At 55.0% G+C, this 11,945-nt stretch carries 15 protein-coding genes and 1 tRNA gene; 11 read left to right on the top strand and 5 right to left on the bottom strand.

All coding sequences use genetic code 11. The features are described 5' to 3' along the window. Positions 1-56: 56 nt before the first annotated feature. From GG681_RS15555 to GG681_RS15540, 4 genes are read right to left on the bottom strand one after another with little or no spacing between them, the layout of a single operon-like run. On the bottom strand, positions 57-1,091 hold the full coding sequence (locus GG681_RS15555; RefSeq protein ID WP_153548953.1) for a TRAP transporter substrate-binding protein: 1,035 nt from the start codon (positions 1,089-1,091) through the stop codon (positions 57-59). 50 nt (positions 1,092-1,141) lie between these two features. Further along, positions 1,142-2,464, bottom strand: coding sequence for a TRAP transporter large permease (locus tag GG681_RS15550; RefSeq protein ID WP_153548952.1), 1,323 nt, complete (start codon positions 2,462-2,464; stop codon positions 1,142-1,144). Continuing rightward, entirely contained in the window at positions 2,464-3,060 is a 597-nt protein-coding gene (locus GG681_RS15545; protein WP_153548951.1) for a TRAP transporter small permease subunit, read from the bottom strand. Before GG681_RS15545 ends, GG681_RS15550 begins: the two co-directional genes overlap by 1 nt. Continuing rightward, entirely contained in the window at positions 3,053-3,829 is a 777-nt protein-coding gene (locus GG681_RS15540; protein ID WP_153548950.1) for an N-formylglutamate amidohydrolase, read from the bottom strand. Before GG681_RS15540 ends, GG681_RS15545 begins: the two co-directional genes overlap by 8 nt. A gap of 156 nt (positions 3,830-3,985) precedes the next feature. Here GG681_RS15540 and GG681_RS15535 point away from each other — a divergent pair, with 156 nt between their 5' ends. Continuing rightward, entirely contained in the window at positions 3,986-4,855 is an 870-nt protein-coding gene (locus GG681_RS15535) for a MurR/RpiR family transcriptional regulator (RefSeq protein WP_328593416.1), read from the top strand. A gap of 191 nt (positions 4,856-5,046) precedes the next feature. On the opposite strand, the gene GG681_RS15530 is transcribed toward GG681_RS15535, so the two are convergent. Further along, positions 5,047-5,121: transfer RNA gene (locus tag GG681_RS15530), tRNA-Thr, on the bottom strand. Positions 5,122-5,206: 85 nt separating this feature from the next. Here GG681_RS15530 and GG681_RS17720 point away from each other — a divergent pair. The 10 genes from GG681_RS17720 to GG681_RS15485 all read left to right on the top strand — a co-directional run bounded on the left by GG681_RS17720 (position 5,207) and on the right by GG681_RS15485 (position 11,875). Beyond that, the gene (locus tag GG681_RS17720; protein WP_194287202.1) at positions 5,207-5,362 is read left to right on the top strand and encodes a hypothetical protein; all 156 of its coding nucleotides are present in this window, start codon (positions 5,207-5,209) and stop codon (positions 5,360-5,362) included. Positions 5,363-5,368: 6 nt separating this feature from the next. Continuing rightward, positions 5,369-6,643 carry a UDP-N-acetylglucosamine 1-carboxyvinyltransferase gene (gene murA, locus GG681_RS15525; RefSeq protein ID WP_153548948.1) on the top strand — a complete coding sequence of 425 codons (1,275 nt, stop codon included), beginning with the start codon at positions 5,369-5,371 and terminating at the stop codon, positions 6,641-6,643. Continuing rightward, positions 6,640-7,119, top strand: coding sequence for a DUF2948 family protein (locus GG681_RS15520; protein WP_153548947.1), 480 nt, complete (start codon positions 6,640-6,642; stop codon positions 7,117-7,119). The genes murA and GG681_RS15520 overlap by 4 nt, the downstream gene beginning before the upstream one ends. A 68-nt stretch (positions 7,120-7,187) precedes the next feature. After that, on the top strand, positions 7,188-8,489 hold the full coding sequence (gene hisD, locus GG681_RS15515) for a histidinol dehydrogenase (protein ID WP_153548946.1): 1,302 nt from the start codon (positions 7,188-7,190) through the stop codon (positions 8,487-8,489). Positions 8,490-8,612: 123 nt separating this feature from the next. Next, entirely contained in the window at positions 8,613-9,092 is a 480-nt protein-coding gene (locus tag GG681_RS15510; RefSeq protein ID WP_153548945.1) for a UPF0262 family protein, read from the top strand. Between the two features lie 2 nt (positions 9,093-9,094). Continuing rightward, the gene (locus GG681_RS15505) at positions 9,095-9,553 is read left to right on the top strand and encodes an arsenate-mycothiol transferase ArsC (RefSeq protein ID WP_153548944.1); all 459 of its coding nucleotides are present in this window, start codon (positions 9,095-9,097) and stop codon (positions 9,551-9,553) included. Between the two features lie 217 nt (positions 9,554-9,770). After that, positions 9,771-9,989 (top strand): translation initiation factor IF-1, encoded by a 219-nt coding sequence (gene infA, locus GG681_RS15500; RefSeq protein WP_005620785.1) that lies wholly within the window; start codon positions 9,771-9,773, stop codon positions 9,987-9,989. Positions 9,990-10,089: 100 nt separating this feature from the next. Next, entirely contained in the window at positions 10,090-10,674 is a 585-nt protein-coding gene (locus tag GG681_RS15495; protein ID WP_153548943.1) for a Maf family protein, read from the top strand. Then, positions 10,671-11,693 (top strand): ribonuclease E/G, encoded by a 1,023-nt coding sequence (locus tag GG681_RS15490; RefSeq protein ID WP_153548942.1) that lies wholly within the window; start codon positions 10,671-10,673, stop codon positions 11,691-11,693. Before GG681_RS15495 ends, GG681_RS15490 begins: the two co-directional genes overlap by 4 nt. Next, the gene (locus GG681_RS15485; RefSeq protein WP_153548941.1) at positions 11,690-11,875 is read left to right on the top strand and encodes a DNA gyrase inhibitor YacG; all 186 of its coding nucleotides are present in this window, start codon (positions 11,690-11,692) and stop codon (positions 11,873-11,875) included. Before GG681_RS15490 ends, GG681_RS15485 begins: the two co-directional genes overlap by 4 nt. Positions 11,876-11,945: the final 70 nt, after the last annotated feature.

The following is an 11,945-nucleotide window of genomic DNA, read 5'->3' as shown; positions in this document are numbered from 1 at the left end:
CCGGCTTGATCGCAGGTTGAGCCCTGCAATCCCATGGGGGATTGCAGGCAGTTTCATCAGCCGTAGCGGTAGGGGCGCCCGGCCTTCTGCATATCGGCGTTGTATCTTTTGAAGATTTCAACAACGCGGGCCTTTGTGGGGCTTTCTGCGGCCACTTCATCCCAGAATTTTATGGCTGCGTCTTCGACCTGCTTCCACTCATTGTCTGGAATGGTGGTGAGCTTCATATCGCTTCCGTTCACACGCAACGCGGCCTCGCCGCCCCAGTACCACCACTGGCGATAATAGTGCGATTGATCACAGCAGACCCGGAACAGGGTTTGCAGATCCTCTGGCAGCTCGTTCCAGCGACCCTGATTGGCAAAGAAAGAACCAGCCCATGCGCCAGAGATGTTATTGGTGAGGAAGTAATCCGTCACTTTGGACCAGCCAACGGTGTAATCTTCAGTAATGCCAGACCAGGCGATCCCGTCGAGTTCACCGGTTTGAACCGCAACTTCGATGTCTTCCCACGGCAGGGTAACAGGCACCACACCGAACTGGCTGAGGAAACGGCCAGCCGTTGGGAAGGTAAAGACGCGTTTGCCTTTCAGGTCCGCCAGAGAGTTGATCGGATCCTTGGTGGCAAAGTGGCAGGGATCCCAGGCGCCGGCGGAGATGTGTTTGACACCAACTTTGGAATATTCTTCGTCCCAGATTTCGTTCAGGCCGTACTGGTTGAACAGCACAGGCACATCTAGGCTGTAGCGTGAGGCAAAGGGGAAGTAGCCGCCAAAGACGGTCACCTCGGTCGGGGAGGCCATGGAGTCATCGTCTGACTGCACCGCATCAATGGTGCCGCGCTGCATCGCGCGGAACAGTTCGCCAGTGGGGACCAGCTGGTCGGCGTAAAACAGCTCGATCTGCATGCGGTCGCCTGCGATCTTGTTGAACATATCGATGGCGGGTTTCACCACATGTTCGGCCAGCGCAGCCCCGGCATAGGTCTGCATACGCCATTTGATGGTAGATTGCGCCAGCGCAGGTGTTGCCAATGGCGCGGCCATGGCCCCAACACCGGCGGTTTGCAGAAACTTACGTCTTGATGTCATTTCCATACTCCTTGTTGAAGGTTAGGCCCATTGGTTGGGCTCTTTTTGGGTTATTTTCCGTAGACATATTCCGGCAGCCACAGGGCGATCTGCGGGAAGATCATAATCAGGGCGAGCGCCACAACCATCACCGCTGCAAAGGGGATGATTGAGATATAGATATCCTTGAGGCCAATTTCCGGTGGCGCCATTGCCCGCATCAGGAAGAGGTTGTAGCCAAAAGGCGGCGTCATATAGGCGATCTGGGTCGTAATTGTATAAAGCACCCCATACCAGATCAGATCAAAACCAAGCGCGCCCACCAGCGGTACATAAAGCGGGGCAACGATCACCAGCATCGCGGTGTCATCAAGGAATGTGCCCATGATGATGAAGCTGAGCTGCATCAGGATCAGGATCATCCAGGGGCTGAGGCCCAATTGATCGGTGAACAGATCTTCAATCGCTTTGACCGCACCGAGGCCATCAAAAATTGCCCCAAAACCAAGCGCCGCCAGAATGATCCACATGAACATGCAGGAAATGCCCAATGTGGAGCGCACCGAAGTTTCAAACACCTCTTTGGTCATACGACCTTTGAGAATTGCAGCAAGAAAGGCGGTCATGGCACCGATCGCTGAACTTTCGACAAGCGAGGTCCAGCCATTGACAAAAGGCACCATCATTGCGGCAAAGATACCAATTGGCAGCAGGCCCGCGCGCAGCAGGCGTAGTTTTTCTGCGGTGGGTACATTGCGCTCATGTTCGGGCAAGGTGGGGCCAAGTTCAGGCTGAATGCGGCAGCGCACGTAGATGTAGATGATGAACATCGTGGCCATCAGTAGCCCCGGAACCACACCCGCAAGCCAAAGCTGGCCCACCGGTTGCCGGGCGATCATCGCATAGAGCACCAACACAACAGAGGGTGGCACCAGAATGCCCAATGAGGATCCGGCCTGAATAACGCCGGTCACCATGATCTTATCGTAGCCACGGCGCAATAGCTCAGGCAGTGCGATGGTTGCGCCAATCGCCATGCCCGCCACGCTGAGCCCGTTCATTGCGGAAATCAGCACCATCAGGCCGATGGTGCCAATGGCAAGGCCACCGCGCACCGGACCCATCCAGACATGGAACATCTTATACAGATCATCCGCGATCTTTGATTCCGACAGGATGTAGCCCATGAAAATAAACATCGGCAGGGTCAGAAGCGGATACCATTTCATCAGCTTCATTGCGGCCGAAAATGGAATTTCCGACCCGCCCGTACCCCAAAGCAGCAAGCCCGCAAGCGCACCGATAAAGCCAATTGCACCAAAAACGCGCTGACCGGTCATTAGCATCAACATCATGCCCGAAAACATGAGGATCGCGATCATTTCGTATGACATCAGAGGTGCACTCCACGCAGGCGACCGATGTCGCGAAATAGTTCAGCAAGGCACTGCAACAGCATCATAAAGACACCAAAACAGAGAATGGTTTTGACTGGCCACAGGAAGGGGCGCCAGGCGGTGGAGGATCTTTCGAGATAGCCGATCTTGTCCTGCGCGCCGCTGAGGCCTTCGGTCAGCAGCGTTTTGAATAGCTCCCAGAAGAACTGGAACGGCTCCATTCCGAAGTAGCCCAATGAGTAGGCGGTTGAGCTGACGGCGCCCATGAACAGCACACCGAGATAGAACATCAAAAACAGCACGGTGAATGCGTCAAACAACGCCTTGGTGCGCAAAGACCATGACCCGTAAAACAGGTCCATCCGTACGTTGGATCCCATCTGAATGGAGTAGGGGCCGCCCAGCACATAATAGGCAACCATTACAAATTGAGCGGTTTCTAAGGTCCAATGAGACGGGTTGAAAAACGTCTTCGAGATGGAGGACCATAGTAATACCCCAATCAGCGCAAAGATCAGATACATGGCAACGCGACCAATCCAGCGGTTCATGGTATCGATGGCGCGCACATAGGCGCGGATCCAACTAGGCATCTTTTGCCTCCCCATCTGACAGCGCGTTCAAAGCTGGGCGCAGCATGCTCAGCAGCTCATCAGCGATGGCGCGGATATCTTTTGGCGTCTTTAGTAAGTCATTGCGCACTTCGATCATCACATTTGGCAGACCGTTTTGAATGCCGTGCAGCTTTAGCGAATGGGTCACGCCATCTTCTGGCCCATAGGGGGCGTTTCGTTGAATGCAGCGGTGAGGCAGATTGGCCGCATTGGCCAGCATCAGATCCACCATTTGGCTGTCGCTGTCGTGGAGTAGCCCAATTTCAACCTCACGCGTCGCGCCAAAGTAAACCGGGGTGAAGCTGTGTATGGTCACAAGCGCGACCGGGGGGTCGGCACGTTTGGAAAGGACGTCTGAAACTTTGGTGCAAAACGGGACGTAGACTGTTTGAACCCGCTCGGTGCGGGCAGCGTCAGACAGGTTGCGATTGCCGGGGATCTCGATCAGTTCCGATTTCTCTGGCATTGCGCTTTTGGCGCTGGGCGGGCGATTGCAATCATAAACCAAGCGCGAAACGCAGCTACAGACAAAGGCTGCATCAAGTTCATTGGCCAAAATAAGGCCCAATTCCCGCGCGCCTGGATCCCAAGCAGCGTGGCTTTTGGTGTCTTTGTCATCAAGTCCCAATCCGTTGTAGCGCTCTGGAATGTGACTGCTGGCATGTTCGCACAGCAAAACGACATTTCCCGAACCCAATGGGTTGATGATCTCAACAGCAGTGCCGCTCGCGTTAGAATCGGCTGGCATGCCTGTTCTCCCCGTTTGTTTGGATAAATGTTTCCACGGGTCGAAATTTCTGTCAATATATTTCCAGAATTATTGTTTCAGAACGTTGGGCTTTGAAAATATCTGTTCAATGGATAATCACTGAGCTGAGCGAAATGCGCCAAGAGGAAACTGACCGTGTCTAAACCCGCAGCCACAGTGCGCGAATTGATTCGCCAACATTACGCTTCGTTGACACAGAGCGAGCGCAAGTTTGCGCAGGCGTTGTTGGACAATTACCCGGTGGCTGGATTGGCATCGATCACCATCGTTGCGCAAAGCGCAGATGTATCTACGCCAACCGTTGCGCGCACAGTGCAAAAGCTTGGGTTTAAAGGATATCCTCAGTTTCATCAGGCCCTGCGCGAAGAGCTGGAGGCCAAGGTTTCTGGCCCTACACAACGTCGCGATAATTGGATCTCTGAGGTGCCAGAGGGCCATATGCTCAATCGGTTTTCTGAGGCTGTGACCAACAATCTTGGGCAGACGCTTTCTAATCTGGATACCGAAGCGTTTGATCAGGCGGTTGAGCATCTGGCCGACACCAAGGGGCGTCTTTATGTTGTTGGTGGTCGTATCACGCGTGCTTTGGCTGATTATGCCTTTACCCATTTTCAAGCGGTGCGCCAAAGAGTGACGCATATGACATCGTCATCGGCGACTTGGCCACACTATGTGCTGGATATGGTGGAAGGCGATACTTTGCTTATGTTTGATGTGCGCCGATATGAAACCAATTTGCAAAGGTTGGCTGAGCTTGCGCGCGAACGAGGTATCTATGTGATCCTGCTGACCGATCAATGGGGCAGCCCCATTGGTGAGGTTGCGGATCAGAAGTTCAATTGCTGGGTTGAGATTCCCTCGGCGTGGGATTCCAATATTTCCACCATGATGTTGCTGGAAGCGATGATTGCGGCCACACAAGAAAAAAGCTGGGATGAAACTCGGACCCGATATGAACGGCTAGACGATCTGTTTGATCTGACGAAATTGTTCCGAAAGTTCTGAGATTTAACGCAAAGCCGAAACCAATGTTTGCCCCTAATCGTGAGCGGTCAGTGGTGGACTTTATGGGAATGGCTAGGGTGCGCGAATTCGCGTTTGACCTGTGTGCGATCTTCAGAACATGCCGAGCTCGATCGACCAGGGGGAGGCGACGCCCAAGTCTATGTTATCACTACATCTATTCGGGATTTTACTGGTGCTGCTGGAGAGAATCGAACTCTCGACCTCTCCCTTACCAAGGGAGTGCTCTACCTCTGAGCTACAGCAGCGCCGGTGAAGGGGCTTTTATGCAGAAATGATTTCGGGTGCAAGAGCAATCTGGACGGTTTTTTCGCATTCCGATACAGAAGTTTTATGGCAGATCCAAAAACACCAAAAAAACAAGACGCGGCGACCCAGCGCGAAGACCGATTGAAGGCGGCGCTAAAGGCGAATATGGCGCGACGCAAGGCTCAGGCGAAGGCGCGGGTCGCTAAAAAAGATGATTCAACAGGCAATTCTGAAGGGTAGTTAATTATGGATTCGATTCTTGTAACAGGTAATGGCCCGCTGAATGGCCAGATCGCAATCGCAGGCGCAAAAAACGCCTGTCTGACGTTGATGCCTGCAACTTTGCTCACCGAAGAGCCGTTGACACTGACCAATGCGCCCCGGCTGAGCGACATTCGCACCATGACCGTTTTGTTGCAGTCGCTTGGCGCGGAGGTCTCGGCGCTGCAGGATGGTAAAGTGCTGGCGATGTCGAGCCACGATATCAACAACCATGTGGCTGAATATGACATCGTGCGCAAAATGCGCGCGTCTATTCTGGTGTTGGGGCCGATGCTTGCGCGTGACGGGCACGCTGTGGTGTCCTTGCCCGGTGGCTGTGCCATTGGCGCGCGTCCGGTTGATCTGCACCTCAAGGCGCTTGAAGCGTTGGGTGCGGAACTTGAGCTGAAAGAAGGCTATGTGCACGCCAAAGCGCCGGGTGGGCGCCTTAAGGGTGGGGTGATTGAATTTCCTTTTGTCTCTGTTGGGGCTACGGAAAATGCGCTGCTGGCAGCGGTTCTTGCCAAGGGCACGACTACGATTAAGAACGCGGCCCGCGAGCCAGAGATTGTCGACCTCGTTGAATGCCTGCGCAAAATGGGTGCTCATATTGAAGGCGAGGGTAGCGATACGATCCTGATTGAGGGGGTTGATCGCCTGAATGGCGCGACACACCCTGTTGTCACCGACCGCATCGAGCTGGGCACTTATATGCTGGCACCCGCGATCTGTGGCGGTGAAGTTGAGCTTCTGGGTGGGCGACGGTCGCTTATTGGGGCCTTTGTTGAAAAGCTCGAAGAAGCAGGCGTGACAGTTGAAGACACCGAGAACGGATTGCGTGTAGCCCGCAACAATGGGCGTGTACGTGCCGTGGATGTTACGACCGAGCCGTTCCCCGGCTTCCCGACCGACCTGCAGGCCCAGATGATGGCGCTGCTGTGTACCGCCGAAGGTACGAGCGTGCTGGAAGAAAAAATCTTTGAGAATCGCTTTATGCATGCGCCAGAATTGATACGCATGGGGGCAAATATTGATGTCTCCGGTGGCACGGCTAAAGTGACCGGGACCGAAAAGCTTAAGGGCGCGCCGGTGATGGCAACGGATCTGCGCGCGTCTGTTTCGCTGATTCTTGCGGGTCTCGCAGCCGAAGGGGAAACCACAGTCAGCCGGGTGTATCATCTGGATCGCGGATATGAGCACGTGGTGCGCAAATTGTCCGGGGTTGGCGCAAAGATCGAACGGATCAAGGGGGACGGATGAGCGACGCCAGTTTTGAAGACGGCCGTGAAGCGCCGCTGAACATAGGTGCCGTAGATGCTGAGGATCTGAATGTGATCTCATCTTTGGTGCAGGACGCGGTGTTTCCGATTACGGAAATGTCCTGGCGCGCCAAAGAGCGGCGTTTTGTGATCTTGTTGAATCGGTTTCGCTGGGAAGATCAGACCGCAGCCGAACGTCGCGGCCGTGCCTTTGAACGGGTGCGGTCAATTCTGGCCGTCGACAACGTGCTGGGCGTGGCGTCGCAGGGGGTGGATCGATCAGACAAGGATCTGATTCTTTCGCTGCTTTCGGTGAACTTTGAAGCAGGGGCCGATGGCGAAGGCTTCTTGCTGCTTACCTTTGCGGGGGATGGCGTGCTGCGACTTCATGTCGAAGCGTTGGAAGTCTCGCTGAAAGATGTGACGCGCCCCTACAAGGCTCCATCGGGGCAGATGCCGCAACACGACAACGCATAACACGCGTTTCTGCCATACCTTGAGCCTTTTGTCGCTGACAGGTATGGCAGCATCAAAGGAGATCCAGCATGCCCGTTTTTCTGAATTCATCTGACGTCGATTTCGAAACGCAGTTCACGGCTTTGTTGGGTGCAAAGCGTGAGGATAGCCCGGATGTGGATGCAACTGTTGCAGCCATTATTGCGGATGTGCGCGCGCGCGGCGATGAAGCTGTTGTGGAACTGACCAATCGTTTTGACCGGGTCACACTAACGGCGGATCAATTGCGGTTCAGCGCGGACGAAATCGATGCGGCGATTGCTGAGGTTTCAGACAAGGATCGCGCGGCGCTGGAGCTCGCAGCAGAACGCATCCGCGCATATCACGAACGCCAGATGCCTGCAGATGATCAATGGACCGATGCGGCAGGGGCAACTTTGGGCTGGCGCTGGTCTGCTGTGTCTGCTGCCGGCCTTTATGTGCCTGGCGGGCTGGCCACCTATCCCTCATCGGTTTTGATGAATGCAATCCCCGCCAAGGTCGCGGGAGTTGAACGGCTTGCGATCACCGTGCCTACGCCTGATATGCAGGTGAACCCATTGGTGTTGTTCGCTGCCAGGCTTTCGGGGGTGGATGAAATCTATCGGGTTGGTGGTGCGCAAGCCGTGGCAGCCCTGGCCTATGGCACCGAGAGCATTCCTGCGGTGGATAAGATCACCGGCCCCGGCAACGCCTTTGTTGCAGCCGCCAAACGGCGTGTGTTTGGTAAAGTTGGCATCGATATGATCGCCGGGCCTTCTGAAATTCTGGTAATTGCTGACAAAGACAATACCCCAGATTGGATCGCCCTGGATCTGTTGAGCCAAGCTGAACACGACGAAAGTGCGCAATCCATCCTGATTACCGATGATGCTGACTTTGGTCGTGCGGTTGCAGATGCGGTCGAAAAGCGTTTGGAAACACTGGAACGCCGTGAAATCGCAGGTAAAAGCTGGCGCGATTATGGTGCAGTTGTAACGGTGCGTGATCTGGATGAAGCGGCGGCCCTGTCGAATCGGATCGCGCCTGAACACTTGGAACTCTGCGTGGCAGATCCCGTGGCGCTTAGCGAAAAAACCGTACATGCTGGTGCGATCTTCCTTGGCCAATATACGCCCGAAGCCATTGGGGATTATGTTGGTGGTCCAAACCACGTGTTGCCCACCGCGCGTTCCGCGCGTTTCTCTTCCGGGTTGTCGGTGATGGATTTCCTCAAGCGCACCACGTTGAGCCAAATGACTCCTGCGGCGCTGAAAGCCATCGGGCCTGCGGCCGAATCCCTGGCGATCAGTGAAAGCCTTGAGGCGCATGGCTTGTCGGTACGGGCGCGATTGGATGCGTTGAACGAATAAGTTGATCACAGCGTGCCACCCGTTCTAACACCTAGGGTGGATTGTGCTGCGCTGCAGCATGATGTATCTACCAATGATCAGTGACCGCCGTGTTAAGGTCCATCATGTGATGAGGTCCACAAAATGAGCTACATTAGTCAAATTGAACTGGACGACCGCAATCTGCCTGCGCCGACACCTGAAATCGCGCAGGAGCGCAAAGTGGCGATCTTCGATCTGATCGAAGAGAACAGCTTTGTGCTGCCGGAACGGGAAGGGCGTGAAAACGTCGATGGCCCCTATCGGCTTGGGCTTGCCATTCGTGACAAGCGCCTGGTGTTTGATGTGAACAACGAGGCTGGCGAACCCGCGGCTGAGTTTCACCTGTCGCTTTCGCCGTTTCGGCAGGTGGTGAAGGATTACTACCAGATCTGCGAAAGCTATTTTAACGCTGTGAAAAATTTGCCGCCGAGCCAGATCGAAACCATCGACATGGCGCGTCGGGGCATCCACAATGAAGGCAGTCGCGTGTTGCAGGAACGACTGGATGGGAAGGCTGAGATCGATACCGATACTGCCCGCCGCCTGTTCACGCTTATTTGTGTTCTGCATTTTGGAGCTTAATTTTGGATAAGTTACCGCAGTCGGTCCTGTTTTGTTGTGACCACAACGCGGTCCGGTCCCCGATGGCCGAAGGGATCATGAAGCGTTTTTACGGCGCAGGCACCTATGTGCAGTCTGTTGGTGTGAAAAACGATATGGAGATCGACGGTTTCTCCATCGCGGTTTGCCAAGAGATGGACGTGGAACTGAGTCGCCATCGCTCGCGATCCTTTGATGAAATGGAGCAATGGGGTGATGACTTGTCATCTTTTGATCTTGTCATTGCCCTGTCTCCAGCAAGTCAGCGTCGTGCCCTGGAATTGACCCGTTTTTTTCACCTCGATGTGGAGTATTGGCCCATCATGGATCCGACGGGTATGGGTGAAACACGTGAGGCCAAACTTAGTATGTATCGCCAATCACGCGACCAGATCATTGAACGCCTGAAGGCGCGTTGGGGCGAACCTCTTTCCGTTTCCTGAAATATTGCACATGGCTGGCGTAGACGCCCACGCACTTGTGCGATTCGCAAGTTGCGAAAAAAAACGCTCAGCTTGGGCTTGGATTCGCGACGAGATGCAGTGGTTTATGTGACAAAGTCGTCGCTTAGCCTGAATGCGCCCTTGAAAAAAAGGCAAAAAGCCCTCATTTAAGCGCACGTCCCACGAATTGTGTGGGAAGTTGTGTAAAGGAGAGACCATGGCCAAGGAAGATACGCTCGAATTTCCCGGTGTCGTAAAGGAACTCCTGCCGAATGCGACGTTTCGGGTCGAGCTGGAAAACGGCCATGAGATCATCGCACATACGGCAGGTAAAATGCGCAAAAACCGCATCCGCGTTCTGGCTGGCGACCGGGTTCAGGTGGAAATGACCCCCTATGACCTGACAAAAGGTCGGATCAACTACCGCTTCAAGTAAGCGCGATCCGCACCCATCACAGAGCCCGGCCAATGCCGGGCTTTTGTTTTTTGGTGGGGCCGCGTATCACCGTTTCAAATAGAGTTGCGAAGGGAACGATATGGCGTTCATTCTTGGATCGGGCAGCCCGCGTCGGCTGGAACTGTTGCGCCAGTTGGGGGTTGAGCCTTCTTCGGTGCGCCCGCCAGATGTGGATGAAAGCCCGCTCAAGAATGAACAGCCACGCCCTTATTGCCGCCGCGTGACCCGCGCCAAAGTGGAAGCGGTTGAGGCACGTGCGGAAGATGTTGTGCTGTGTGCCGATACCACCGTTGCGCTTGGCCGTCGCATTCTGGGAAAACCCCGTGATGCGGGCGAGGCGGCTGAATTTCTTCTGGCGCTATCGGGGCGGCGGCATCGGGTGATCACTGCGGTTGCTGTACGTAAGGGCGATCAGATCTGGGACTGTGATGTGGTCAGCCAAGTAAAGATGAAGCGCTTGTCCGACGAAGAACTGAACGTCTATCTCGCGAGCAATGACTGGGATGGCAAAGCGGGCGCCTATGCAATTCAGGGGCCTGCGAGCGCGTTCATTCCATGGATTAGCGGCTCGTTTACCGGAATCGTTGGTCTCCCCCTGGCAGAGACCGCCAATTTGTTGCGCGCAGCTGGCGTGCCAATCTTTCAGCAGGAGGCCGCACAATGAAGGGGCGTATGATTATTCTGGACCATCTGGGTGACCGCGAGGCTGCGGCTCTTATGGTTGATGGGGTCCTCGAAGACTTCTTGGTTGAGGGAGAGGCCCCTGCACCGGGCACAATCTACCGCGCCCGTGCTGATCGTCCGGTCAAAGGTCAGGGCGGCATGTTCCTGACCACTCCGGATGGACCGGCGTTTTTGCGCCAGGTTAAGGGTCTGTCGCCTGGGCAGATGCTGCTTGTGCAGGTCACAGGTTACGCCGAACCCGGAAAAGCAATTCCAGTCACGCAGAAGCTGCTGTTTAAAAGCCGCTATGCCATTGTCACACCCGATGCGCCGGGCCTGAATATCTCTCGCAGCATTCGCGATGATGACGAACGCGATCGCCTGCTTGAAGTCGCCCATGAAACGATGGGGGATCTGCCTTACGGGCTGATATTGCGTTCCGTTTGTGCGGGAGCGGAGCCTGATGACATCGCCGAAGATATCGCTGCGATGTGCGATCTCGCGCAGCAAGTTATGGATGACAGCGGAGACAGCCCCGAGGTGCTCTCAGAAGGGGACGCGCCTCACCTGTTGGCTTGGCGCGATTGGGCTGAACCCGCCAGTATCGAACAGGATGCGGATGGGTTTGAACGTCACGGCGTGCTGGATGCATTGGATATCGCGCGCACAATCAAAGAACCTTTGACTGGTGGTGCTTTCCTGTTTGTGGAGCCAACTCGCGCCTTTGTGGCCGTGGATGTGAACACGGGGCAGGACACTTCGCTGGCTGCGGGCGTCAAAGCAAACATCGCTTGCGCCAAAGCATTGCCGCGAATCCTGCGTGTGCGCGGACTTGGCGGGCAGATCGTGCTTGATCTGGCTCCGATGCCCAAGAAAGACCGCCGCATGTTTGAAAGCAGTCTGCGGGCTGCGTTGAGATCTGACAGCGAAGAAACCATCATGCTGGGCTGGACCAATCTTGGCCATTTCGAACTGCAACGCAAACGCGGCCGTGTTGCACTGATGGATGTTTCAAGATGAGCTGCCCAATCTGCAGTGAAAATACCCAGCCAGCATTTCGCCCTTTCTGTTCAAAGCGATGCGCAGATATCGACCTGGGTCGCTGGATGACAGGAGCGTATGCGGTACCGGCCGCAGAGGCTCCTGATGGGGATGAATTCGACGGGTTTGAGGTGGAGAAGAGTTTTGACAAACAAAATTGAAAAAACCCGCAAAAAGCCTCTGGACACCACCCAGCGGACAGCATAGAACGCCTCCACCCAAGGCGATAAG

This window comes from Tritonibacter aquimaris (assembly GCF_009617595.1).
Classification (GTDB): Bacteria; Pseudomonadota; Alphaproteobacteria; order Rhodobacterales; family Rhodobacteraceae; genus Epibacterium; species Epibacterium aquimaris.
Note: the sequence above shows the minus strand (reverse complement) of the source record. Positions and strands in the feature narration are given on the sequence as shown.